This window comes from Escherichia sp. UTM R2 (assembly GCF_048593455.1).
Lineage (GTDB): Bacteria > Pseudomonadota > Gammaproteobacteria > Enterobacterales > Enterobacteriaceae > Escherichia > Escherichia coli.
In genome coordinates this window covers 3,886,171-3,909,836 of sequence record NZ_JBFWDY010000002.1, presented here as the reverse complement: position 1 = coordinate 3,909,836, position 23,666 = coordinate 3,886,171, and the positions used below count along the sequence as shown (strand labels likewise).

The 23,666-nt window shown below is 52.7% G+C and carries 24 protein-coding genes, 1 pseudogene and 1 other annotated feature (1 of these 26 running past the window's edge); of the genes and pseudogenes, 18 read left to right on the top strand and 7 right to left on the bottom strand.

The annotated features are described in order from the left end of the window. Window positions 1–83: 83 nt before the first annotated feature. The 4 genes from deoC to deoD all read left to right on the top strand — a co-directional run bounded on the left by deoC (window position 84) and on the right by deoD (window position 4,363). Window positions 84–863 (top strand): deoxyribose-phosphate aldolase, encoded by a 780-nt coding sequence (gene deoC, locus AB4H76_RS19775; protein ID WP_001295412.1) that lies wholly within the window; start codon window positions 84–86, stop codon window positions 861–863. Between the two features lie 126 nt (window positions 864–989). Then, window positions 990–2,312, top strand: a complete 1,323-nt coding sequence (deoA, locus tag AB4H76_RS19770) for a thymidine phosphorylase (protein WP_000477811.1) — start codon at window positions 990–992, stop codon at window positions 2,310–2,312. Between the two features lie 51 nt (window positions 2,313–2,363). Next, window positions 2,364–3,587, top strand: coding sequence for a phosphopentomutase (gene deoB, locus AB4H76_RS19765; protein WP_102353813.1), 1,224 nt, complete (start codon window positions 2,364–2,366; stop codon window positions 3,585–3,587). Window positions 3,588–3,643: 56 nt separating this feature from the next. Continuing rightward, entirely contained in the window at window positions 3,644–4,363 is a 720-nt protein-coding gene (gene deoD, locus AB4H76_RS19760; protein WP_000224879.1) for a purine-nucleoside phosphorylase, read from the top strand. Window positions 4,364–4,523: 160 nt separating this feature from the next. Here the strand turns inward: deoD and AB4H76_RS19755 are convergent, their stop codons facing one another. Genes AB4H76_RS19755 through AB4H76_RS19745 form a run of 3 tightly spaced genes read right to left on the bottom strand, consistent with a single transcriptional unit; the run spans window position 4,524 to window position 6,507 of the window. Beyond that, window positions 4,524–4,787, bottom strand: coding sequence for a helix-turn-helix domain-containing protein (locus AB4H76_RS19755; RefSeq protein WP_000566155.1), 264 nt, complete (start codon window positions 4,785–4,787; stop codon window positions 4,524–4,526). A gap of 31 nt (window positions 4,788–4,818) precedes the next feature. Next, window positions 4,819–5,835 (bottom strand): lipoate--protein ligase LplA, encoded by a 1,017-nt coding sequence (lplA, locus tag AB4H76_RS19750; protein ID WP_000105890.1) that lies wholly within the window; start codon window positions 5,833–5,835, stop codon window positions 4,819–4,821. A gap of 27 nt (window positions 5,836–5,862) precedes the next feature. Then, window positions 5,863–6,507: a YtjB family periplasmic protein gene (locus tag AB4H76_RS19745; RefSeq protein WP_000124615.1), complete on the bottom strand. Its 645-nt coding sequence runs from the start codon at window positions 6,505–6,507 to the stop codon at window positions 5,863–5,865. 105 nt (window positions 6,508–6,612) lie between these two features. On the opposite strand from AB4H76_RS19745, the gene serB reads away from it, so the two are divergent. The 4 genes and pseudogenes from serB to nadS all read left to right on the top strand — a co-directional run. Next, a complete protein-coding gene (serB, locus tag AB4H76_RS19740) occupies window positions 6,613–7,581 on the top strand; it encodes a phosphoserine phosphatase (protein WP_001132956.1) in 969 nt (322 codons plus the stop codon). 48 nt (window positions 7,582–7,629) lie between these two features. Next, entirely contained in the window at window positions 7,630–9,012 is a 1,383-nt protein-coding gene (gene radA, locus AB4H76_RS19735; protein WP_001029698.1) for a DNA repair protein RadA, read from the top strand. A gap of 20 nt (window positions 9,013–9,032) precedes the next feature. Beyond that, the gene (gene nadR / locus AB4H76_RS19730; RefSeq protein ID WP_000093810.1) at window positions 9,033–10,265 is read left to right on the top strand and encodes a multifunctional transcriptional regulator/nicotinamide-nucleotide adenylyltransferase/ribosylnicotinamide kinase NadR; all 1,233 of its coding nucleotides are present in this window, start codon (window positions 9,033–9,035) and stop codon (window positions 10,263–10,265) included. A 38-nt stretch (window positions 10,266–10,303) separates the two neighbouring features. Next, window positions 10,304–10,411 (top strand): annotated as a pseudogene (gene nadS, locus AB4H76_RS19725) (NadS family protein); the annotation flags it as partial. A gap of 160 nt (window positions 10,412–10,571) precedes the next feature. Here nadS and ettA read toward each other — a convergent pair. Continuing rightward, complete coding sequence (ettA, locus tag AB4H76_RS19720; RefSeq protein ID WP_000046749.1) at window positions 10,572–12,239, bottom strand: energy-dependent translational throttle protein EttA; 1,668 nt, start codon at window positions 12,237–12,239, stop codon at window positions 10,572–10,574. A gap of 210 nt (window positions 12,240–12,449) precedes the next feature. On the opposite strand from ettA, the gene sltY reads away from it, so the two are divergent. Further along, complete coding sequence (gene sltY, locus AB4H76_RS19715; RefSeq protein WP_000409451.1) at window positions 12,450–14,387, top strand: murein transglycosylase; 1,938 nt, start codon at window positions 12,450–12,452, stop codon at window positions 14,385–14,387. A gap of 89 nt (window positions 14,388–14,476) precedes the next feature. Beyond that, the gene (gene trpR, locus AB4H76_RS19710) at window positions 14,477–14,803 is read left to right on the top strand and encodes a trp operon repressor (protein WP_000068679.1); all 327 of its coding nucleotides are present in this window, start codon (window positions 14,477–14,479) and stop codon (window positions 14,801–14,803) included. A 152-nt stretch (window positions 14,804–14,955) separates the two neighbouring features. Here trpR and yjjX read toward each other — a convergent pair whose 3' ends face one another. After that, entirely contained in the window at window positions 14,956–15,468 is a 513-nt protein-coding gene (yjjX, locus tag AB4H76_RS19705) for an inosine/xanthosine triphosphatase (protein ID WP_001338221.1), read from the bottom strand. 51 nt (window positions 15,469–15,519) lie between these two features. Between yjjX and gpmB the strand changes: the two genes are divergently transcribed. Then, entirely contained in the window at window positions 15,520–16,167 is a 648-nt protein-coding gene (gene gpmB / locus AB4H76_RS19700; protein WP_000942344.1) for a 2,3-diphosphoglycerate-dependent phosphoglycerate mutase GpmB, read from the top strand. On the opposite strand, the gene robA is transcribed toward gpmB, so the two are convergent. Next, the gene (robA, locus tag AB4H76_RS19695; RefSeq protein WP_000371666.1) at window positions 16,164–17,033 is read right to left on the bottom strand and encodes an MDR efflux pump AcrAB transcriptional activator RobA; all 870 of its coding nucleotides are present in this window, start codon (window positions 17,031–17,033) and stop codon (window positions 16,164–16,166) included. The two genes, gpmB and robA, sit on opposite strands and share 4 nt — an antisense overlap. A 210-nt stretch (window positions 17,034–17,243) precedes the next feature. Here robA and creA point away from each other — a divergent pair, with 210 nt between their 5' ends. The 4 genes from creA to creD are packed head-to-tail and all read left to right on the top strand — an operon-like array spanning window position 17,244 to window position 21,253. Continuing rightward, on the top strand, window positions 17,244–17,717 hold the full coding sequence (creA, locus tag AB4H76_RS19690) for a protein CreA (RefSeq protein ID WP_000875487.1): 474 nt from the start codon (window positions 17,244–17,246) through the stop codon (window positions 17,715–17,717). Window positions 17,718–17,729: 12 nt separating this feature from the next. Then, window positions 17,730–18,419 (top strand): two-component system response regulator CreB, encoded by a 690-nt coding sequence (gene creB, locus AB4H76_RS19685; protein WP_001188664.1) that lies wholly within the window; start codon window positions 17,730–17,732, stop codon window positions 18,417–18,419. Continuing rightward, a complete protein-coding gene (gene creC / locus AB4H76_RS19680; protein WP_001219614.1) occupies window positions 18,419–19,843 on the top strand; it encodes a two-component system sensor histidine kinase CreC in 1,425 nt (474 codons plus the stop codon). The genes creB and creC overlap by 1 nt, the downstream gene beginning before the upstream one ends. A 57-nt stretch (window positions 19,844–19,900) precedes the next feature. Next, the gene (gene creD / locus AB4H76_RS19675; protein WP_000920337.1) at window positions 19,901–21,253 is read left to right on the top strand and encodes a cell envelope integrity protein CreD; all 1,353 of its coding nucleotides are present in this window, start codon (window positions 19,901–19,903) and stop codon (window positions 21,251–21,253) included. A 59-nt stretch (window positions 21,254–21,312) separates the two neighbouring features. Here the strand turns inward: creD and arcA are convergent, their stop codons facing one another. Continuing rightward, complete coding sequence (arcA, locus tag AB4H76_RS19670) at window positions 21,313–22,029, bottom strand: two-component system response regulator ArcA (RefSeq protein ID WP_001194358.1); 717 nt, start codon at window positions 22,027–22,029, stop codon at window positions 21,313–21,315. 95 nt (window positions 22,030–22,124) lie between these two features. Here arcA and yjjY point away from each other — a divergent pair, with 95 nt between their 5' ends. From yjjY to thrL, 3 genes are all read left to right on the top strand, one after another. Next, the gene (gene yjjY, locus AB4H76_RS19665) at window positions 22,125–22,265 is read left to right on the top strand and encodes a protein YjjY (RefSeq protein ID WP_001303782.1); all 141 of its coding nucleotides are present in this window, start codon (window positions 22,125–22,127) and stop codon (window positions 22,263–22,265) included. Between the two features lie 399 nt (window positions 22,266–22,664). Next, window positions 22,665–23,351 (top strand): tRNA/rRNA methyltransferase, encoded by a 687-nt coding sequence (locus tag AB4H76_RS19660; RefSeq protein ID WP_001223142.1) that lies wholly within the window; start codon window positions 22,665–22,667, stop codon window positions 23,349–23,351. Window positions 23,352–23,564: 213 nt separating this feature from the next. Further along, the gene (thrL, locus tag AB4H76_RS19655; protein ID WP_001386572.1) at window positions 23,565–23,630 is read left to right on the top strand and encodes a thr operon leader peptide; all 66 of its coding nucleotides are present in this window, start codon (window positions 23,565–23,567) and stop codon (window positions 23,628–23,630) included. Then, window positions 23,566–23,666: a sequence feature (Thr leader region), on the top strand (it continues 19 nt past the right edge of the window). It overlaps the preceding gene by 65 nt.

The window sequence follows — 23,666 nt, the reverse complement described above, 5'->3', positions numbered from 1 at the left end:
ATCGAAGTGTGTTGCGGAGTAGATGTTAGAATACTAACAAACTCGCAAGGTGAATTTTATTGGCGACAAGCCAGGAGAATGAAATGACTGATCTGAAAGCAAGCAGCCTGCGTGCACTGAAATTAATGGACCTGACCACCCTGAATGACGACGACACCGACGAGAAAGTAATTGCTCTGTGTCATCAGGCCAAAACCCCGGTCGGCAATACCGCCGCTATCTGTATCTATCCTCGCTTTATCCCGATTGCTCGCAAAACGCTGAAAGAGCAGGGCACCCCGGAAATCCGAATCGCTACGGTAACCAACTTCCCACACGGTAACGATGACATCGAAATCGCGCTGGCAGAAACCCGTGCGGCAATCGCCTACGGTGCAGATGAAGTTGACGTTGTGTTCCCGTACCGCGCGCTGATGGCGGGTAACGAGCAGGTTGGTTTTGACCTGGTGAAAGCCTGTAAAGAGGCTTGCGCGGCAGCGAATGTACTGCTGAAAGTGATCATCGAAACCGGCGAACTGAAAGACGAAGCGCTGATCCGTAAAGCGTCTGAAATCTCCATCAAAGCGGGTGCGGACTTCATCAAAACCTCTACCGGTAAAGTGGCTGTGAACGCGACGCCGGAAAGCGCGCGCATCATGATGGAAGTGATCCGTGATATGGGCGTAGAAAAAACCGTTGGTTTCAAACCGGCGGGCGGCGTGCGTACTGCGGAAGATGCGCAGAAATATCTCGCCATCGCAGATGAACTGTTCGGTGCTGACTGGGCTGATGCGCGTCACTACCGCTTTGGTGCTTCCAGCCTGCTGGCAAGCCTGCTGAAAGCGCTGGGCCACGGCGACGGTAAGAGCGCCAGCAGCTACTAAGTAAGATGCTTTACGCCTGATGCGCTGCGCTTATCAGGCCTACGAGACGTATCTACCCGTAGGCCGGATAAGGCGTAGACGCATCCGGCAAAAGCCGCCTCATACTCTTTTCCTCGGGAGGTTACCTTGTTTCTCGCACAAGAAATTATTCGTAAAAAACGTGATGGTCATGCGCTAAGCGATGAAGAAATTCGTTTCTTTATCAACGGTATTCGCGACAACACTATCTCCGAAGGGCAGATTGCCGCCCTCGCGATGACCATTTTCTTCCACGATATGACAATGCCTGAGCGTGTCTCGCTGACCATGGCGATGCGAGATTCAGGAACCGTTCTCGACTGGAAAAGCCTGCATCTGAATGGCCCGATTGTTGATAAACACTCCACCGGCGGCGTCGGCGATGTGACTTCGCTGATGTTGGGGCCGATGGTCGCAGCCTGCGGCGGCTATATTCCGATGATCTCTGGTCGCGGCCTCGGTCATACTGGCGGTACGCTCGACAAACTGGAATCCATCCCTGGCTTCGACATTTTCCCGGATGACAACCGTTTCCGCGAAATTATTAAAGACGTCGGCGTGGCGATTATCGGCCAGACCAGCTCACTGGCTCCGGCAGATAAACGTTTCTACGCGACCCGCGATATTACCGCAACCGTGGACTCCATCCCGCTGATCACTGCCTCGATCCTGGCGAAGAAACTGGCGGAAGGTCTGGATGCGCTGGTGATGGACGTGAAAGTGGGTAGCGGCGCGTTTATGCCGACCTACGAACTCTCTGAAGCCCTTGCCGAAGCGATTGTTGGCGTGGCTAACGGCGCTGGCGTGCGCACCACCGCGCTGCTCACCGACATGAATCAGGTACTGGCCTCCAGTGCAGGTAACGCGGTTGAAGTTCGTGAAGCGGTGCAGTTCCTGACGGGTGAATATCGTAACCCGCGTCTGTTTGATGTCACGATGGCGCTGTGCGTGGAGATGCTGATCTCCGGCAAACTGGCGAAAGATGACGCCGAAGCGCGCGCGAAATTGCAGGCGGTGCTGGACAACGGTAAAGCGGCAGAAGTCTTTGGTCGTATGGTAGCGGCACAAAAAGGCCCGACCGACTTCGTTGAGAACTACGCGAAGTATCTGCCGACAGCGATGCTGACGAAAGCAGTCTATGCTGATACCGAAGGTTTTGTCAGTGAAATGGATACCCGCGCGCTGGGGATGGCAGTGGTTGCAATGGGCGGCGGTCGTCGTCAGGCATCTGACACCATTGATTACAGCGTCGGCTTTACTGATATGGCGCGTTTGGGCGACCAGGTAGACGGTCAGCGTCCGCTGGCGGTTATCCACGCGAAAGACGAAAACAGCTGGCAGGAAGCGGCGAAAGCGGTGAAAGCGGCAATTAAACTTGCCGATAAAGCACCGGAAAGCACACCAACTGTCTATCGCCGTATCAGCGAATAACGGTATACTGATCTGATCATTTAAATTTGAAGCACTGAGTACGGAGAACATATGAAACGTGCATTTATTATGGTGCTGGACTCATTCGGCATCGGCGCTACAGAAGATGCAGAACGCTTTGGTGACGTCGGGGCTGACACCCTGGGTCATATCGCAGAAGCCTGTGCCAAAGGCGAAGCTGATAACGGTCGTAAAGGCCCGCTCAATCTGCCAAATCTGACCCGTCTGGGGCTGGCGAAAGCACACGAAGGTTCTACCGGTTTCATTCCGGCGGGAATGGACGGCAACGCTGAAGTTATCGGCGCGTACGCATGGGCGCACGAAATGTCATCCGGTAAAGATACCCCGTCTGGTCACTGGGAAATCGCCGGTGTCCCGGTTCTGTTTGAGTGGGGATATTTCTCCGATCACGAAAACAGCTTCCCGCAAGAGCTGCTGGATAAACTGGTTGAACGCGCTAATCTGCCGGGTTACCTCGGTAACTGCCACTCTTCCGGTACGGTCATTCTGGATCAGCTGGGCGAAGAGCACATGAAAACCGGCAAGCCGATTTTCTATACCTCCGCTGACTCTGTGTTCCAGATTGCCTGCCACGAAGAAACCTTTGGCCTGGATAAACTCTACGAACTGTGCGAAATCGCCCGTGAAGAGCTGACCAACGGCGGCTACAACATCGGTCGTGTTATCGCTCGTCCGTTTATCGGTGACAAAGCCGGTAACTTCCAGCGTACCGGTAACCGTCACGACCTGGCTGTTGAGCCGCCAGCACCGACCGTGCTGCAGAAACTGGTTGATGAAAAACACGGTCAGGTGGTTTCTGTCGGTAAAATTGCAGACATCTACGCCAACTGCGGTATCACCAAGAAAGTGAAAGCAACTGGCCTGGACGCGCTGTTTGACGCCACCATCAAAGAGATGAAAGAAGCGGGTGATAACACCATCGTCTTCACCAACTTCGTTGACTTCGACTCTTCCTGGGGCCACCGTCGCGACGTCGCCGGTTATGCTGCGGGTCTGGAGCTGTTCGACCGCCGTCTGCCGGAGCTGATGTCTTTGCTGCGCGATGACGACATCCTGATCTTCACTGCTGACCACGGTTGTGATCCGACCTGGACCGGTACTGACCACACGCGTGAACACATTCCGGTACTGGTTTACGGCCCGAAAGTAAAACCGGGTTCACTGGGTCACCGTGAAACCTTCGCGGATATCGGCCAGACTCTGGCAAAATATTTTGGTACTTCTGATATGGAATATGGCAAAGCCATGTTCTGATGGATTTGGGCGGAGCGTTGACTCCGCCTTTGTTATGTCACAAAAAGGATAAAACAATGGCTACCCCACACATTAATGCAGAAATGGGCGATTTCGCTGACGTAGTTTTGATGCCAGGCGACCCGCTGCGTGCGAAGTATATTGCTGAAACTTTCCTTGAAGATGCCCGTGAAGTGAACAACGTTCGCGGTATGCTGGGCTTCACCGGTACTTACAAAGGCCGCAAAATTTCCGTAATGGGTCACGGTATGGGTATCCCGTCCTGCTCCATCTACACCAAAGAACTGATCACCGATTTCGGCGTGAAGAAAATTATCCGCGTGGGTTCCTGTGGCGCAGTTCTGCCGCACGTAAAACTACGCGACGTCGTTATCGGTATGGGTGCCTGCACCGATTCCAAAGTTAACCGCATCCGTTTTAAAGACCATGACTTTGCCGCTATCGCTGACTTTGACATGGTGCGTAACGCGGTAGACGCGGCTAAAGCACTGGGCGTTGATGCTCGCGTGGGTAACCTGTTCTCCGCTGACCTGTTCTACTCTCCGGACGGCGAAATGTTCGACGTGATGGAAAAATACGGCATCCTCGGCGTGGAAATGGAAGCGGCTGGTATCTACGGCGTCGCTGCAGAATTTGGCGCGAAAGCCCTGACCATCTGCACCGTGTCTGACCACATCCGCACTCACGAGCAGACCACTGCCGCTGAGCGTCAGACCACCTTCAACGACATGATCAAAATCGCACTGGAATCCGTTCTGCTGGGCGATAAAGAGTAATTGTGTTTCGCTGAAAGGCGAACGTCGTGTTAAGCCGGAGCAGGAGACTGCTCCGGCTTTTTAGTATCTATTCATCAATAGCAACTGATTTATAGATTTACTATTATTTTTCATATGGATAGAAAATAAAATCCATTCAAGTATCTATTCACGAATCTATTCATTTATGCTCAGCCGTCATCCAGGAAGGGCATATCAGCAACTCTGGTGGACAACCATAAATTTCTGCCATTTTGCTTTTGATGTTTGAGCTAAGCCGTTCCGTCTTTTCGATCTGTTTTAGAGAATTAATCGAGATACCTAACATTTTACTTACTTCAGCAAGCGATAATTTATGCCTGATACGCACGGCGGCTAGCCAGGAAATACGCTGGCTTAACATTAAATTGATAATCTCCCGCTCCTGGTTTTCCAGATCGATCATATTCCCTTCCTTTGGTATTTTAATCAGCGAGTTACCTTACCGCCCCCGCTATCCACGTCGACAACTCCCGTAGCTCTTTTTCCTGGTCCGGGAAGTCAACCAACAGCGCTTCGCACTCTTGTTGCAGCATATCCGCGCGGTACAGGCAGCCTTGCAGTCGCCCGGCGAGGGCTTCCAGCGGCGCGGGGTTGAGGCTGTCGGTAAACACCTGGGCGCGGGTGATATGGCCTTTTTCAACGTCGAAATGCAGTTCCACGCCGCCCCAGCTAAAGCGTTCATCCAGCAGATGCGAGAATGCCGGAGCCTGACCGAAGTTCCATTCCCAGCTACTCTGACGGGCAAAGGTTTCGGCGAAGTTTGGCAAGTCTGGCGTTTTGTCCGGGGAGATGATTTCCGCTTCTACACGCTCGCCATAATGGGCGAAAAAGGCCTTGGTTATGACCTCGCAAACCTGCTCATGGGTGATCCCCGGCAGCAGCTCGGTGAGGTTGGTCACGCGGGAACGCACTGAGGTAATGCCTTTCGCCGCCAGTTTCTTTTTATCCGGATTGAGATAGTTTGCCAGGCGGCTAAGGTCGGCATTGAGCAGCAAAGTGCCGTGGTGGAAGCCACGATCTTTGGTTTCGCGATAGGCCGAGCCTGAGACTTTGCGGTCGCCTTCGACTGTTTTCACCACCAGATCGTTACGCCCGGACGCTTCGGCGCTGACGCCGAGCGCGTTCAGCGCATTGAGCACAATCGACGTAGAGATGGTTTTATCGTACTCCGGCTTGCCAGCCATAAAGGTAAAGCAGGTATTGCCGAGATCGTGGAACACCGCGCCGCCACCGCTACTGCGCCGCGCCAGGCGGACGTTATCTTCTTCCATCCGCCGGGTATTACACTCTTTCCACGGGTTCTGCGCGCGACCAATCACTACCGTGTCGGCATTGCGCCAGAGAAACAGAACGCGCTGCGTGGCGGGCATTTGGCGAAAAATACACTCTTCCACCGCCAGGTTAAACCACGGGTCGTAAGAGTCAGAGATGAGCAGGCGTAATGTGGACATAACGATTTCCTTTCTTGTAGTAATGGGTCACTCTTTTTTCTCGCTTTCTTCCTCTTCCGGCACCGGTTTGCTGGCGGTTAACAGGAAGGGCGATTGCTGCCAGCGGGTGCGTTTACCCTGTAGCAGCGTGCGGGTCAGCACTACGCCGATTGCCAGTGAGAGCAGCAACATCAGGCGTAAAATGTTAGTGGTGTTATCCACCTGTTGGGCTTCGGTGGCGAGCGTATGGGTGTCGAGTGTCAGGCGCAGATAGCCGAGCGGTCCGTTTTTACCCGCAATTGGCTCGACAATCTGCTGGTTAAAATAGCCGCCTGCTTTTTTACCGTCGAGCGCCAGCCGGTCGCGCACTTCGACGCTTTCGCCTGAACGGGCGATAAGATCGCCTTGTTCGTCATACACACCCGCGTCGAGGATGCGGCTTTCATCCGTTAACTGATCGAGGATCGCCTGAATGCGTTTTTCATCTGGTGAGTCGGTACGCATCAGCGGTGCAACGTTCAGCGTTACCTGACGCGCCAGGGTGCGGGCCAGTTCTTCCAGCTGTGGATTACGTTGTCGCTGGTGGTTTTGACTAAACCATGACGCTCCCTGCATCAGCGCCACTAACAAGGCAAGACAGAACAGGACAATCACTGCCCGATGCAGCCGGAATTTCAGTTTTGTGCGAGCCATCTTCCACCCTTTGAAAATTTGAGACTTAATGTTGCCAGAAGCAATGGATACAAGGTAGCCTCATGCGTTATTTTCCCTGCTTCGAACGATTTTACAGGAGCCTTAATGCCTAACATTACCTGGTGCGACCTGCCTGAAGATGTCTCTTTATGGCCGGGTCTGCCTCTTTCATTAAGTGGTGATGAAGTGATGCCACTGGATTACCACGCAGGTCGTAGCGGCTGGCTGCTGTATGGTCGTGGGCTGGATAAACAACGCCTGACCCAATACCAGAGCAAACTGGGCGCGGCGATGGTGATTGTTGCCGCCTGGTGCGTGGAAGATTATCAGGTGATTCGTCTGGCAGGTTCACTCACCGCGCGCGCTACGCGCCTGGCCCATGAAGCGCAACTGGATGTCGCGCCGCTGGGGAAAATCCCGCACCTGCGCACGCCGGGTTTGCTGGTGATGGACATGGATTCCACCGCCATCCAGATTGAATGTATTGATGAAATTGCCAAACTGGCCGGAACGGGCGAGATGGTGGCGGAGGTAACCGAACGGGCGATGCGCGGCGAACTCGATTTTACCGCCAGCCTGCGCAGCCGCGTGGCGACGCTGAAAGGCGCTGATGCCAATATTCTGCAACAGGTGCGTGAAAATCTGCCGCTGATGCCAGGCTTAACGCAGCTGGTGCTCAAGCTGGAAACGCTGGGCTGGAAAGTGGCGATTGCCTCCGGCGGCTTTACTTTCTTTGCTGAATACCTGCGCGACAAGCTGCGCCTGACCGCCGTGGTAGCCAATGAACTGGAGATCATGGACGGTAAATTTACCGGCAATGTGATCGGCGACATCGTTGACGCGCAGTACAAAGCGAAAACTCTGACCCGCCTCGCGCAGGAGTATGAAATCCCGCTGGCGCAGACCGTGGCGATTGGCGATGGAGCCAATGACCTGCCGATGATCAAAGCGGCAGGGCTGGGGATTGCCTACCATGCCAAGCCAAAAGTGAATGAAAAGACGGAAGTCACCATCCGTCACGCTGACCTGATGGGGGTATTCTGCATCCTCTCTGGCAGCCTGAATCAGAAGTAATTGCCTGCCCGTCATCCTGCGGGCGGCACAGCATTAACGAGGTACACCGTGGCAAAAGCTCCAAAACGCGCCTTTGTTTGTAATGAATGCGGGGCCGATTATCCGCGCTGGCAGGGGCAGTGCAGTGCCTGTCATGCCTGGAACACCATCACCGAGGTGCGTCTTGCTGCGTCGCCAACGGTGGCGCGTAACGAGCGTCTCAGTGGCTATGCCGGTAGCGCCGGGGTGGCAAAAGTCCAGAAACTCTCCGACATCAGCCTTGAAGAGCTGCCGCGTTTTTCCACCGGATTTAAAGAGTTCGACCGCGTATTAGGCGGCGGCGTGGTACCGGGAAGTGCCATTCTGATTGGCGGTAACCCAGGCGCGGGGAAATCCACGCTGTTGCTGCAAACGCTGTGCAAACTGGCCCAGCAGATGAAAACGCTGTATGTCACCGGCGAAGAGTCGCTGCAACAGGTGGCAATGCGCGCTCATCGCCTTGGCCTGCCGACTGACAATCTCAATATGTTGTCGGAAACCAGCATCGAGCAGATCTGCCTGATTGCTGAAGAAGAGCAACCGAAGCTGATGGTAATTGACTCCATCCAGGTGATGCATATGGCGGATGTACAGTCATCGCCTGGTAGCGTGGCGCAGGTGCGTGAAACGGCGGCTTATTTGACACGCTTCGCCAAAACGCGCGGTGTGGCGATTGTCATGGTTGGACACGTAACCAAAGATGGCTCGCTGGCGGGCCCTAAAGTGCTGGAACACTGTATCGACTGTTCGGTGCTTTTGGATGGCGATGCCGACTCCCGTTTTCGCACCTTGCGCAGCCATAAAAACCGCTTCGGCGCGGTGAATGAGCTGGGCGTCTTCGCGATGACCGAACAGGGGCTGCGTGAAGTCAGCAACCCTTCGGCAATTTTCTTAAGTCGCGGAGATGAAGTGACCTCCGGCAGCTCCGTGATGGTGGTGTGGGAAGGAACGCGTCCGTTGCTGGTGGAGATTCAGGCGCTGGTCGATCACTCGATGATGGCGAATCCGCGCCGCGTGGCGGTAGGTCTGGAGCAAAACCGTCTGGCAATCCTGCTGGCTGTCTTGCACCGTCACGGTGGTCTGCAAATGGCCGATCAGGATGTATTTGTGAACGTGGTCGGTGGTGTGAAGGTAACCGAAACCAGTGCCGACTTAGCGTTACTGCTGGCGATGGTTTCCAGCCTGCGTGACAGACCGCTACCGCAGGATCTGGTGGTGTTTGGTGAAGTCGGGCTGGCAGGGGAGATCCGCCCGGTGCCCAGCGGTCAGGAGCGAATCTCTGAAGCGGCGAAACACGGTTTTCGCCGGGCGATTGTTCCGGCGGCTAACGTGCCGAAAAAAGCGCCGGAAGGGATGCAGATTTTTGGCGTTAAAAAACTCTCCGACGCGCTTAGCGTGTTCGACGACTTATAATGAGAGATACGGAGGGAGATATGTCGTCATTTGATTACCTGAAAACTGCCATCAAGCAACAGGGCTGCACGCTACAGCAGGTAGCTGATGCCAGCGGTATGACCAAAGGGTATTTAAGCCAGTTACTGAATGCCAAAATTAAAAGCCCCAGCGCGCAAAAGCTGGAGGCGTTGCACCGTTTTTTGGGGCTTGAATTTCCCCGACAGAAGAAAACCATTGGTGTCGTATTCGGTAAGTTCTACCCGCTGCATACCGGACATATCTACCTTATCCAGCGCGCCTGTAGCCAGGTTGACGAGCTGCATATCATTATGGGTTTTGACGATACCCGCGACCGCGCGTTGTTTGAAGACAGCGCCATGTCGCAGCAGCCCACGGTGCCGGATCGTCTGCGCTGGTTATTACAAACTTTTAAATATCAGAAAAATATTCGCATTCATGCTTTCAACGAAGAGGGCATGGAGCCGTATCCGCACGGCTGGGATGTGTGGAGCAACGGCATCAAAAAGTTTATGGCTGAAAAGGGGATTCAGCCGGACCTGATCTACACCTCGGAAGAAGCCGATGCGCCACAGTATATGGAACATCTGGGGATCGATACGGTGCTGGTCGATCCGAAACGTACCTTTATGAGTATCAGCGGTGCGCAGATCCGCGAAAACCCGTTCCGCTACTGGGAATATATTCCTACGGAAGTGAAGCCGTTCTTTGTACGTACCGTGGCGATCCTTGGTGGCGAGTCGAGCGGTAAATCCACCCTGGTAAACAAACTTGCCAATATCTTCAATACCACCAGTGCGTGGGAATATGGTCGCGATTATGTCTTTTCACACCTCGGCGGTGATGAGATCGCATTGCAGTATTCCGATTACGATAAAATCGCGCTGGGCCACGCACAATACATTGATTTTGCAGTGAAATATGCCAATAAAGTGGCGTTTATTGACACTGATTTTGTCACTACCCAGGCGTTCTGCAAAAAGTACGAAGGGCGTGAGCATCCGTTCGTACAGGCGTTGATTGATGAATACCGTTTCGATCTGGTGATCCTGCTGGAGAACAACACGCCGTGGGTGGCGGATGGTTTACGCAGCCTCGGCAGTTCGGTGGATCGCAAAGAGTTCCAGAACTTGCTGGTGGAGATGCTGGAAGAGAACAATATCGAATTCGTGCGGGTTGAAGAGGACGATTATGACAGCCGTTTCCTGCGCTGCGTGGAGCTGGTGCGGGAGATGATGGGGGAGCAGAGATAACCGCGATGAAACGGCTCAAAGGCGAGGTATAAAATAAGTTTTTTGATGAGTTGAAAACCTCTCTGGAAGAGGCTGTCGAGATTAAACAAGGTTTGAAAAAACCTGCACGGGTGACCCGCTACGAAATTGCGGATACTAAGGCTGTTGTAGGCCGGAAAAGGCGTTCACGCCGTATCCGGCATTCGGTGCTCAATGCCTGATGCGACGCTTACCGCGTCTTATCAGGCCTGGAGATTCACAACGTATTGAAATTTCTTGGTTTGTAGGCCGGATAAGGCGTTCACGCCGCATCCGGCATTTTACGCATTACTTCGCAATACGCTTGTACTTGATACGCTTCGGCTCCAGTGCGTCTGCGCCCAGCGTGCGTTTCTTGTACTCTTCGTACTCAGTAAAGTTACCTTCGAAGAACTCAACTTTACCTTCATCCTGGTAGTCCAGGATGTGCGTGGCGATACGGTCGAGGAACCAACGGTCGTGCGAGATAACCATCGCACAGCCCGGGAACTCCAGCAGGGCGTTTTCCAGCGCGCGCAGGGTTTCGATATCCAGGTCGTTGGTTGGTTCGTCGAGCAGCAGCATGTTGCCGCCAACCTGCAGCAGCTTCGCCAGATGCAGACGACCGCGCTCACCACCGGAAAGTTCACCAACGCGTTTACCCTGATCAACCCCTTTAAAGTTAAAGCGGCCAACGTAGGCGCGGCTTGGCATCTCGGTGTTGCCGATCTTCATAATATCCAGCCCGCCGGAAACTTCTTCCCAAACGGTTTTGCTGTTATCCATTGAGTCACGGAACTGATCAACCGATGCCAGTTTCACCGTTTCACCTAAAGTGATGGTGCCGCTGTCCGGCTGTTCCTGACCAGAGATCATACGGAACAGGGTCGATTTACCCGCGCCGTTCGGACCGATGATCCCGACGATTGCCCCTTTCGGGATCGAGAAGCTCAGGTCATCAATCAGCAGGCGATCACCGTAGGATTTACGCAGGTTGCTGACTTCCAGCACTTTATCGCCCAGACGCGGTCCAGGTGGAATAAACAGTTCGTTGGTTTCGTTACGTTTCTGATATTCGGTGCTGTTCAGCTCTTCAAAGCGTGCCAGACGTGCTTTACCTTTCGACTGGCGGCCTTTAGTTCCCTGACGTACCCACTCCAGCTCTTTCTCGATCGACTTACGACGCGCCGCTTCTTGTGAAGCTTCCTGCGCCAGGCGCTGATCTTTCTGCTCCAGCCAGGAGGAGTAGTTGCCTTCCCACGGAATACCTTCACCGCGGTCAAGTTCGAGGATCCAGCCTGCAACGTTATCGAGGAAGTAACGGTCGTGGGTAATCGCCACCACGGTGCCCTCGAAGTCGTGCAGGAAGCGTTCCAGCCAGGCCACGGATTCGGCATCCAGGTGGTTGGTCGGTTCGTCGAGCAGCAGCATGTCTGGTTTTTCCAGCAGCAGGCGGCACAACGCTACGCGACGACGCTCACCACCGGAGAGGTTAGCGATTTTCGCGTCCCAGTCCGGCAGACGTAGCGCATCCGCCGCACGCTCCAGCTGTACGTTCAGGTTATGACCGTCGTGAGCCTGAATGATCTCTTCCAGACGGCCTTGTTCAGCGGCCAGCTTGTCAAAATCGGCATCCGGATCGGCGTACAGCGCATACACTTCATCCAGGCGTTTCAGGGCGTTAACCACTTCAGAAACCGCTTCTTCAATGGACTCACGCACGGTGTGTTCCGGGTTCAGCTGCGGTTCCTGCGGCAGATAACCAATCTTGATGTCTGGCTGCGGACGTGCTTCACCTTCGATGTCTTTATCAATGCCCGCCATAATGCGCAGCAGGGTAGACTTACCCGCGCCGTTCAGACCCAGGACACCAATTTTTGCCCCAGGGAAGAAACTCAGAGAGATGTTTTTCAAAATATGACGTTTCGGCGGAACAACTTTGCCGACACGATGCATGGTATAAACGAATTGAGCCACGTTGGACTTCGCCTCTATGTTTATCGTGATGATGAGTTTTCAAAGGCGAAGTGTAGCCTTTTTCCCCGCCTAATCCCAGTTGGTCGATCACCTTCGCAGTAAAAGTAAAAAAGTGTCCGTAACGTGGCGTAAACGGCAATGACTGGTTAGCATAAATCTATTACGCGGCATGACGCTGCATTGATGTATTTACACTTAGAGGATGCGCTTGTGGAAAAAGCCAAACAAGTTACCTGGCGGCTGTTGGCTGCCGGTGTCTGTCTGCTGACGGTCAGCAGCGTGGCGCGAGCCGACTCACTGGATGAGCAGCGTAGTCGTTACGCGCAAATCAAGCAGGCCTGGGATAATCGACAAATGGATGTGGTCGAACAAATGATGCCTGGACTGAAGGATTATCCGCTTTATCCCTACCTGGAATACCGCCAGATCACCGATGATCTGATGAATCAACCGGCGGTGACGGTCACTAACTTTGTTCGCGCTAACCCCACGCTTCCTCCCGCTCGCACGCTGCAATCTCGTTTCGTCAATGAACTGGCGCGGCGTGAAGACTGGCGTGGCTTGTTAGCCTTTAGCCCGGAAAAGCCCGGAACTACCGAAGCGCAATGTAATTACTACTATGCGAAATGGAACACCGGGCAGAGTGAAGAAGCCTGGCAAGGGGCGAAAGAGCTGTGGCTAACCGGCAAGAGCCAGCCTAACGCCTGTGACAAGTTATTTAGCGTCTGGCGTGCGTCAGGTAAACAAGATCCGCTGGCGTATTTAGAGCGTATCCGTCTGGCGATGAAAGCGGGTAACACTGGCCTGGTAACAGTGCTGGCAGGGCAGATGCCTGCCGATTACCAGACTATCGCCTCGGCAATCATTTCACTGGCGAACAACCCTAATACGGTACTGACCTTCGCGCGTACAACCGGCGCGACCGATTTTACCCGTCAAATGGCGGCGGTGGCATTTGCCAGTGTGGCGCGGCAGGATGCTGAAAATGCACGGCTGATGATCCCGTCGCTTGCCCAGGCGCAGCAGCTTAATGAAGATCAGATTCAGGAGCTGCGCGATATCGTCGCCTGGCGTTTGATGGGCAACGATGTCACCGACGAGCAGGCGAAATGGCGCGATGACGCCATTATGCGCTCGCAATCCACGTCGTTGATTGAACGCCGTGTGCGAATGGCGCTTGGCACCGGCGATCGTCGCGGCCTGAATACCTGGCTGGCGCGTCTGCCGATGGAAGCAAAAGAGAAAGATGAATGGCGTTACTGGCAGGCGGATTTACTGCTGGAACGCGGACGTGAAGCTGAAGCAAAAGAGATTTTGCATCAACTCATGCAACAGCGTGGTTTCTACCCGATGGTTGCTGCACAACGCATCGGCGAAGAGTATGAGCTGAAGATTGATAAAGCGCCGCAGAATGTTGACAGCGCCCTGACTCAGGGGCCGGAGATGGCGCGCGTGCGCGAGTTGATGTACTGGAATCTCGATAACACCGCGCGTAGCGAGTGGGCCAATCTGGTGAAGAGCAAGTCAAAAACAGAGCAGGCTCAACTGGCGCGGTATGCTTTCAACAACCAATGGTGGGATCTTAGCGTTCAGGCAACGATCGCCGGGAAGCTGTGGGATCATCTGGAAGAGCGATTCCCACTGGCTTACAACGATCTTTTCAAACGTTACACCAGTGGGAAGGAGATCCCGCAAAGCTATGCGATGGCGATTGCCCGTCAGGAGAGCGCCTGGAATCCGAAAGTGAAATCACCGGTAGGGGCCAGCGGCCTGATGCAGATTATGCCGGGTACAGCGACCCATACGGTGAAGATGTTCTCTATTCCTGGTTATAGCAGCCCTGGGCAATTGCTGGATCCGGAAACGAACATCAACATTGGCACCAGTTACCTGCAATATGTTTATCAGCAGTTTGGCAATAACCGTATTTTCTCCTCAGCAGCTTACAACGCCGGACCAGGGCGGGTGCGAACCTGGCTTGGCAACAGCGCCGGGCGTATCGACGCTGTGGCATTTGTCGAGAGTATTCCGTTCTCCGAGACGCGCGGTTATGTGAAGAACGTGCTGGCTTATGACGCTTACTACCGCTATTTCATGGGGGATAAACCGACGTTGATGAGCGCCACGGAATGGGGACGTCGTTACTGATCCGCACGTTTATGATATGCTATCGTACTCTTTAGCGAGTACAACCGGGGGAGGCATTTTGCTTCCCCCGCTAACAATGGCGACATATTATGGCCCAACAATCACCCTATTCAGCAGCGATGGCAGAACAGCGTCACCAGGAGTGGTTACGTTTTGTCGACCTGCTTAAGAATGCCTACCAAAACGATCTCCATTTACCGTTGTTAAACCTGATGCTGACGCCAGATGAGCGCGAAGCGTTGGGGACTCGCGTGCGTATTGTCGAAGAGCTGTTGCGCGGCGAAATGAGCCAGCGTGAGTTAAAAAATGAACTCGGCGCGGGCATCGCGACGATTACGCGTGGATCTAACAGCCTGAAAGCCGCGCCCGTTGAGCTGCGCCAGTGGCTGGAAGAGGTGTTGCTGAAAAGCGATTGATTTTGTAGGCCTGATAAGACGCGGCAGCGTCGCATCAGGCATCGTGCACCGAATGCCGGATGCGGCGTGAACGCCTTATCCGTCCTACAAATACCCGTAATTTCAATATGTTTGGTAGGCATGATAAGACGCGGCAGCGTCGCATCAGGCGCTTAATACACGGCATTATGAAACGGACTCAGCGCCAGGATCACCGCCTGGTGATAGACGCTGGCGCGAGTGAGTTTCCCGGCGGTAAACACGCCGATCGCCCCTTCCTTACGACCAATCTCATCAATACCGGTATAACGCGACATCACGGGACCAAGCGCCTCACCTTCACGCACTTTTTCCAGAATCACCGCAGGCAACGGCAAAGTAGCCGAACGCGCCTCGCCGCGCTGGCTGGCGTTTTCAATCACCACCCAACTGAAAGTGCTGTCACCATCAATGCCAGCTTCAATCGCCACCCAAAAATCAGCCTCTGGAAGTAAACGGCGGGCATTTGCTACCCGATTTCGTGCGCCAGCGCGCGTTTCCTCACTGCCAAAGGGCTGTTCCGGTACACCGCTCTCGACGGCAACGGATGCAATATGGCAGGATCCTTCGCCGAAGATCTCGTGAAATGCCTGCAGAATGGCCTGAATTTTAGCGGGATTGGTGGTCGCACAGACAACTTGGTGCATAATCAGCATTACTCAGAAAATTAACGTTACAGCAGTATACGGAAAAAAAGCATGTTACAGGTATACCTAGTCCGCCACGGTGAAACGCAGTGGAACGCCGAGCGACGTATTCAGGGCCAGTCTGACAGCCCGCTGACCGCCAAAGGTGAGCAACAGGCGATGCAGGTGGCAACCCGTGCCAAAGAGCTTGGCATTACGCATATTATCAGTAGCGATTTAGGACGCACCCGGCGTACGGCGGAAATCATCGCCCAGGCCTGCGGCTGTGACATCATCTTTGATTCTCGCCTGCGTGAATTAAACATGGGTGTGCTGGAAAAAAGACATATCGATTCTCTGACCGAAGAAGAAGAGAACTGGCGTCGGCAGCTGGTCAATGGCACCGTTGACGGGCGTATTCCTGAAGGTGAGTCAATGCAGGAGCTCAGCGATCGCGTCAATGCGGCACTGGAATCTTGCCGGGACTTACCGCAGGGAAGCCGACCGCTGCTGGTGAGTCATGGTATTGCACTGGGATGCCTGGTGAGTACGATTCTCGGATTACCAGCATGGGCAGAGCGCCGCTTACGTCTGCGTAACTGTTCTATTTCGCGCGTGGATTATCAGGAAAGCCTGTGGCTGGCGTCTGGCTGGGTCGTTGAAACCGCAGGGGACATCTCGCATCTGGACGCCCCTGCATTAGATGAGCTGCAGCGTTAACGGCGGATAGGAATCAGCAGTTCACAGCGCAGATTAATTGGGCGATCTCCCGCTTTGGCGTCTTCTGCCGGGTAGTATCGCTCAATATCCTGACCTTTACGGCGCGTCAGGTTGAGCATTGGCATGCACGTTCCGTATACCGTCAGGATAAACTCCTGCACGCCGGTTCCCAGACCTTCATAGGTAAACATCACATATTCGCCGCCCTGCAGCATCACCGGATGCCCCGTCAGTACATAGCCATCTGCCTGATCCTGGGCTAACGCGGTGGTATAGAATACCTCTTGTTCGTCGTCTTTATCCTGACTCGGACGCGTTTCATTCAGGCCGTAGAGCACTGGCGGAATGGTCGGCGCGTTGCCGAGAAAATCGTGCCAGAACTGATAACGCATTTCATGGCGGAAATCAGAGATTTGCTCCAGCGAACAGGAGTAGCTCTGGGTAACACCAATCAGCGGCGTATCTTCCAGGGTGACAAATTTATGCTCTGGCATAGTGAATTCACCCAGACGCAGCGGCGGGCGAATACCAAAGGCGCTCCATTCAGGAGAACGGCGGTAAAGTGCAGGAGTCTGGGCAAACTGCTTCTTGAATGCGCGGGTAAATGTCTGTTGAGAGTCGAAGCGGTATTGCAGCGCGATGTCCAGAATCGGACGCGCAGTCAGGCGTAGTGCGACCGCCGATTTCGACAAACGACGAGCACGAATATACGCGCCAATAGCATGGCCAGTGACATCTTTAAACATTCTCTGTAAGTGCCACTTGGAATAACCTGCTTTCGCCGCTACATTGTCGAGCGACAGGGGCTGATCCAGATGACCTTCCAGCCAGATTAAAAGGTCGCGAATAATGCCGGCCTGATCCATAAAATATCCTCATCCTTTCAACAACGAGCACCTGACATCAGGTAATTGGATAATAGCATTTTTTGCTGTTTTAGCATTCAGTGTTTTTTTCTTAGTAGAGTATGTTTTAGGTCTTGACGGAAATAAAAGTATTGAGATTTTGTTCTTAATCAATATGTTATTTACCGTGACGAACTAATTGCTCGTGTAATAGATAAAAATGGTAACAATATGAAATACAAGCATTTGATCCTGTCTTTAAGCCTGATAATGCTGGGGCCATTGGCTCATGCAGAAGAGATTGGTTCGGTCGACACCGTATTTAAAATGATCGGCCCGGATCACAAAATTGTTGTGGAAGCCTTTGACGATCCCGATGTGAAAAATGTCACCTGTTATGTGAGCCGGGCGAAAACAGGTGGTATTAAAGGGGGATTGGGTCTGGCGGAAGATACCTCCGATGCGGCTATTTCTTGTCAGCAAGTCGGGCCGATTGAACTGTCGGATCGTATTAAAAACGGCAAAGCTCAGGGCGAGGTAGTATTCAAAAAACGCACGTCCCTGGTCTTTAAGTCGTTACAGGTCGTGCGCTTTTATGACGCCAAACGCAACGCGCTCGCTTATCTGGCTTACTCCGACAAAGTTGTAGAAGGTTCGCCGAAAAACGCGATTAGCGCGGTTCCTGTCATGCCGTGGCGGCAATAACAGAGGCGATTTATGCAACGGGAAACGGTCTGGTTAGTGGAAGATGAGCAAGGGATAGCCGACACGCTGGTCTACATGTTGCAGCAGGAAGGTTTTGCCGTCGAGGTCTTTGAGCGAGGCTTGCCGGTGCTGGATAAAGCTCGCCAGCAGGCTCCCGACGTCATGATTCTCGATGTTGGTTTGCCTGATATCAGCGGCTTTGAATTATGCCGCCAGTTACTGGCGCTCCATCCGGCGTTACCTGTACTGTTCCTGACGGCCCGAAGTGAAGAGGTCGATCGCCTGCTTGGGCTGGAAATTGGCGCTGACGACTATGTGGCTAAACCGTTTTCACCCCGCGAAGTGTGCGCCAGGGTGCGCACCTTACTGCGTCGGGTGAAGAAGTTCTCGTCGCCGTCTCCCGTCATCCGTATTGGTCATTTTGAATTGAATGAACCCGCGGCGCAGATCAGCTGGTTTGACACGCCATTAACGCTGACGCGGTATGAGTTTTTATTGCTGAAGACGTTACTCAAGTCGCCAGGCCGCGTCTGGTCCCGCCAGCAACTAATGGATAGCGTGTGGGAAGATGCGCAGGACACCTACGATCGCACCGTTGATACCCACATTAAAACGTTGCGTGCCAAGCTGCGCGCCATCAACCCCGATCTTTCACCGATTAATACTCATCGCGGCATGGGATATAGCCTGAGGGGCCTGTAATGCGTATCGGCATGCGGTTGCTGCTGGGCTATTTTTTACTGGTGGCGGTGGCGGCCTGGTTCGTACTGGCTATTTTTGTCAAAGAAGTTAAACCGGGCGTGCGAAGAGCAACGGAGGGGACGTTAATCGATACCGCAACGTTGCTGGCGGAGCTGGCGCGTCCCGATTTGCTCTCTGGGGACCCAACGCATGGGCAACTGGCGCAGGCGTTTAATCAGCTACAACATCGCCCGTTTCGCGCCAATATCGGTGGCATTAACAAAGTGCGCAATGAATATCATGTCTATATGACCGATTCGCAGGGTAAAGTATTGTTCGATTCGGCAAATAAAGCCGTTGGGCAGGATTATTCGCGCTGGAATGACGTCTGGCTAACGTTGCGTGGTCAGTATGGTGCGCGCAGCACGTTGCAAAATCCTGCCGATCCCGAAAGTTCGGTGATGTATGTTGCCGCGCCGATTATGGACGGCTCGCGGCTTATTGGCGTTTTGAGCGTAGGCAAACCGAACGCGGCGATGGCTCCGGTCATTAAGCGTAGCGAGCGGCGAATTTTATGGGCCAGCGCCATTTTGCTGGGGATTGCACTGGTGATTGGCGCAGGCATGGTTTGGTGGATCAACCGCTCCATTGCCCGGCTCACTCGCTATGCCGATTCCGTCACTGACAATAAGCCCGTTCCTCTTCCTGAACTCGGCAGTAGCGAGTTGCGTAAGCTTGCGCAGGCGCTGGAAAGTATGCGCGTGAAGCTGGAAGGGAAAAACTATATTGAGCAGTATGTTTATGCGTTAACCCATGAGCTAAAAAGCCCACTGGCGGCGATTCGTGGCGCGGCGGAAATTTTACGCGAAGGTCCGCCACCGGAAGTGGTGGCTCGTTTTACCGACAACATTCTGACGCAAAATGCGCGTATGCAGGCATTGGTAGAAACGTTACTACGCCAGGCAAGACTGGAGAATCGTCAGGAAGTCGTTCTGACTGTTGTTGATGTGGCGGCATTATTTCGCCGCGTCAGCGAAGCGCGCACCGTGCAGTTGGCAGAAAAAAACATCACTCTACATGTTATGCCCACTGAGGTTAATGTTGCTGCTGAACCGGCGTTACTGGAGCAGGCGCTGGGGAATTTACTGGATAACGCCATCGATTTTACCCCCGAGAGCGGTCGCATAACGCTAAGCGCCGAAGTGGATCAGGAACACGTCGCCCTTAAGGTGCTGGATACCGGTAGTGGTATTCCTGACTACGCGCTGTCACGTATTTTTGAACGCTTTTACTCTTTGCCGCGTGCAAATGGGCAAAAAAGCAGCGGTCTGGGGTTGGCGTTCGTCAGTGAGGTCGCCCGTTTGTTTAACGGCGAAGTCACGCTGCGCAACGTGCAGGAAGGTGGCGTGCTGGCCTCGCTTCGACTTCACCGTCACTTCACATAGCTTCAAATTCTTCCCACATAGCCTTCGTATCCTGCTGCCATTGCAAAGGAGAAGACTATGTTGAAATCCCCCCTGTTCTGGAAAATGACCACCTTGTTTGGTGCAGTATTGCTGTTGTTGATTCCGATAATGCTGATTCGGCAAGTGATTGTCGAACGTGCCGATTACCGTAGCGATGTGGAAGATGCGATTCGCCAAAGTACCAGCGGGCCGCAAAAACTCGTTGGGCCGCTTATCGCTATTCCTGTGACCGAGCTTTATACGGTGCAGGAAGAGGATAAAACCGTGGAGCGGAAACGAAGTTTTATCCATTTTTGGTTACCTGAGTCATTGATGGTTGATGGCAATCAGAACGTGGAAGAACGCAAGATAGGGATTTATACCGGTCAGGTCTGGCACAGTGATTTAACGCTAAAAGCCGATTTCGATGTTTCGCGTCTTAGCGAGCTCAACGCGCCAAATATCATCTTAGGCAAGCCCTTTATTGTGATTAGCGTCGGGGATGCGCGTGGTATTGGTGTGGTGAAAGCGCCTGAAGTTAACGGAACGGCGCTGACCATTGAACCCGGCACCGGGTTAGAGCAAGGCGGGCAGGGCGTGCATATCCCTTTACCCGAAGGGGACTGGCGGAAGCAGAACCTGAAGCTGAATATGGCCCTGAATTTAAGCGGTACCGGCGATCTTTCTGTGGTGCCTGCCGGGCGTAATAGCGAAATGACCTTAACCAGCAACTGGCCGCATCCCAGTTTTTTAGGTGATTTTTTGCCAGCCAAACGGGAAGTTAGCGAGTCAGGTTTTCAGGCGCAATGGCAAAGCAGCTGGTTTGCTAATAATCTCGGTGAGCGTTTTGCTTCAGGCAATGATACCGGCTGGGAAAACTTCCCCGCGTTTAGCGTCGCAGTGACGACGCCAGCCGATCAATACCAATTAACGGACCGGGCGACTAAGTACGCCATTCTGCTGATTGCACTGACTTTTATGGCGTTCTTTGTTTTTGAAACGCTCACCGCGCAACGTTTACACCCAATGCAATATTTGCTGGTGGGGCTTTCATTGGTGATGTTTTATTTGCTCTTGCTGGCGCTTTCTGAACATATCGGTTTTACCGTGGCATGGATAATCGCCAGTCTGATTGGGGCGTTAATGAACGGTATTTATTTGCAGGCGGTATTGAAAGGCTGGCGCAACAGCATGTTGTTTACCCTCGCGCTGTTGTTGCTGGATGGTGTGATGTGGGGACTGCTCAACTCTGCCGATAGCGCGCTGTTGTTGGGAACCAGTGTGCTGGTGGTGGCGCTGGCCGGCATGATGTTTGTGACTCGTAATATCGACTGGTATGCGTTTTCACTGCCGAAAATGAAAGCCAGTAAAGAAGTTACAATGGACGATCAATTACGTATCTGGAAATAAGGTTGAAAAATAAAAACGGCGCTAAAAAGCGCCGTTTTTTTTGACGGTGGTAAAGCCGATTAATCTTCCAGATCACCACAGAAGCGATAACCTTCACCGTGGATGGTGGCGATGATTTCCGGCGTATCCGGCGTAGATTCGAAATGTTTACGAATACGGCGGATCGTCACGTCTACAGTACGGTCGTGTGGTTTCAGCTCACGGCCGGTCATTTTCTTCAGCAGTTCAGCACGAGACTGAATTTTGCCTGGGTTTTCACAGAAGTGAAGCATGGCGCGGAACTCGCTGCGCGGCAGCTTGTACTGCTCGCCATCAGGGCCGATCAACGAACGGCTGTTGATGTCCAGTTCCCAACCATTGAACTTGTAGCTTTCAACGCTACGACGTTCTTCGCTGACAGTACCCAGATTCATGGTACGGGACAGCAGGTTGCGTGCACGAATCGTCAGTTCACGCGGGTTGAACGGTTTGGTGATGTAGTCATCTGCACCGATTTCGAGGCCGAGAATTTTATCGACTTCGTTGTCACGGCCAGTCAGGAACATCAACGCAACATTCGCCTGCTCGCGCAGTTCACGCGCTAACAGAAGACCGTTCTTACCCGGCAGATTGATATCCATGATCACCAGGTTGATGTCATATTCAGAGAGGATCTGATGCATTTCCGCGCCATCTGTCGCTTCGAAAACATCATAGCCTTCCGCTTCGAAAATACTTTTCAACGTGTTGCGTGTTACCAACTCGTCTTCAACGATAAGAATGTGCGGGGTCTGCATGTTTGCTACCTAAATTGCCAACTAAATCGAAACAGGAAGTACAAAAGTCCCTGACCTGCCTGATGCATGCTGCAAATTAACATGATCGGCGTAACATGACTAAAGTACGTAATTGCGTTCTTGATGCACTTTCCATCAACGTCAACAACATCATTAGCTTGGTCGTGGGTACTTTCCCTCAGGACCCGACAGTGTCAAAAACGGCTGTCATCCTAACCATTTTAACAGCAACATAACAGGCTAAGAGGGGCCGGACACCCAATAAAACTACGCTTCGTTGACATATATCAAGTTCAATTGTAGCACGTTAACAGTTTGATGAAATCATCGTATCTAAATGCTAGCTTTCGTCACATTATTTTAATAATCCAACTAGTTGCATCATACAACTAATAAACGTGGTGAATCCAATTGTCGAGATTTATTTTTTATAAAATTATCCTAAGTAAACAGAAGGATATGTAGCATTTTTTAACAATTCAACCGTTAGTACAGTCAGGAAATAGTTTAGCCTTTTTTAAGCTAAGTAAAGGGCTTTTTCTGCGACTTACGTTAAGAATTTGTAAATTCGCACCGCGTAATAAGTTGACAGTGATCACCCTGTTCGCGGTTATTTGGTCAAGAAGAGTGGCAATATGCGTATAACGATTATTCTGGTCGCACCCGCCAGAGCAGAAAATATTGGGGCAGCGGCGCGGGCTATGAAAACGATGGGTTTTAGCGAACTGCGGATTGTCGATAGTCAGGCACATCTGGAGCCAGCTACTCGCTGGGTCGCACATGGATCTGGTGATATTATTGATAATATTAAAGTTTTCCCGACGCTGGCTGAATCGTTACACGATGTCGATTTCACTGTCGCCACCACTGCGCGCAGTCGGGCGAAATATCATTACTACGCCACGCCAGTAGAACTGGTGCCGCTGTTAGAGGAAAAATCTTCATGGATGAGACATGCCGCGCTGGTGTTTGGTCGCGAAGATTCCGGGCTGACTAACGAAGAGTTAGCGTTGGCTGACGTTCTTACTGGTGTGCCGATGGTGGCGGATTATCCTTCGCTCAATCTTGGGCAGGCGGTGATGGTCTATTGCTATCAATTAGCAACATTAATACAACAACCGGCGAAAAGTGACACAACGGCAGACCAACATCAACTGCAAGCTTTACGCGAACGAGTCATGGCATTGCTGACGACTCTGGCAGTGGCAGATGACATAAAACTGGTCGACTGGTTACAACAACGCCTGGGGCTTTTAGAGCAACGAGACACGGCAATGTTGCACCGTTTGCTGCATGATATTGAAAAAAATATCACCAAATAAAAAACGCCTTAGTAAGTATTTTTCAGCTTTTCATTCTGACTGCAACGGGCAATATGTCTCTGTGTGGATTAAAAAAAGAGTGTCTGATAGCAGCTTCTGAACTGGTTACCTGCCGTGAGTAAATTAAAATTTTATTGACTTAGGTCACTAAATACTTTAACCAATATAGGCATAGCGCACAGACAGATAAAAATTACAGAGTACACAACATCCATGAAACGCATTAGCACCACCATTACCACCACCATCACCATTACCACAGGTAACGGTGCGGGCTGACGCGTACAGGAAACACAGAAAAAAGCCCGCACCTGA

Coding starts and splice junctions, on each gene's coding strand:
- deoC (WP_001295412.1), top strand. CDS start 84: ATGACTGATCTGAAAGCAAGCAGCCTGCGTGCACTGAAATTAATGGAC.
- deoB (WP_102353813.1), top strand. CDS start 2,364: ATGAAACGTGCATTTATTATGGTGCTGGACTCATTCGGCATCGGCGCT.
- deoD (WP_000224879.1), top strand. CDS start 3,644: ATGGCTACCCCACACATTAATGCAGAAATGGGCGATTTCGCTGACGTA.
- AB4H76_RS19755 (WP_000566155.1), bottom strand. CDS start 4,787: ATGATCGATCTGGAAAACCAGGAGCGGGAGATTATCAATTTAATGTTA.
- lplA (WP_000105890.1), bottom strand. CDS start 5,835: ATGTCCACATTACGCCTGCTCATCTCTGACTCTTACGACCCGTGGTTT.
- AB4H76_RS19745 (WP_000124615.1), bottom strand. CDS start 6,507: ATGGCTCGCACAAAACTGAAATTCCGGCTGCATCGGGCAGTGATTGTC.
- serB (WP_001132956.1), top strand. CDS start 6,613: ATGCCTAACATTACCTGGTGCGACCTGCCTGAAGATGTCTCTTTATGG.
- nadR (WP_000093810.1), top strand. CDS start 9,033: ATGTCGTCATTTGATTACCTGAAAACTGCCATCAAGCAACAGGGCTGC.
- trpR (WP_000068679.1), top strand. CDS start 14,477: ATGGCCCAACAATCACCCTATTCAGCAGCGATGGCAGAACAGCGTCAC.
- yjjX (WP_001338221.1), bottom strand. CDS start 15,468: ATGCACCAAGTTGTCTGTGCGACCACCAATCCCGCTAAAATTCAGGCC.
- gpmB (WP_000942344.1), top strand. CDS start 15,520: ATGTTACAGGTATACCTAGTCCGCCACGGTGAAACGCAGTGGAACGCC.
- robA (WP_000371666.1), bottom strand. CDS start 17,033: ATGGATCAGGCCGGCATTATTCGCGACCTTTTAATCTGGCTGGAAGGT.
- creA (WP_000875487.1), top strand. CDS start 17,244: ATGAAATACAAGCATTTGATCCTGTCTTTAAGCCTGATAATGCTGGGG.
- creB (WP_001188664.1), top strand. CDS start 17,730: ATGCAACGGGAAACGGTCTGGTTAGTGGAAGATGAGCAAGGGATAGCC.
- creC (WP_001219614.1), top strand. CDS start 18,419: ATGCGTATCGGCATGCGGTTGCTGCTGGGCTATTTTTTACTGGTGGCG.
- creD (WP_000920337.1), top strand. CDS start 19,901: ATGTTGAAATCCCCCCTGTTCTGGAAAATGACCACCTTGTTTGGTGCA.
- arcA (WP_001194358.1), bottom strand. CDS start 22,029: ATGCAGACCCCGCACATTCTTATCGTTGAAGACGAGTTGGTAACACGC.
- yjjY (WP_001303782.1), top strand. CDS start 22,125: ATGACTAAAGTACGTAATTGCGTTCTTGATGCACTTTCCATCAACGTC.
- AB4H76_RS19660 (WP_001223142.1), top strand. CDS start 22,665: ATGCGTATAACGATTATTCTGGTCGCACCCGCCAGAGCAGAAAATATT.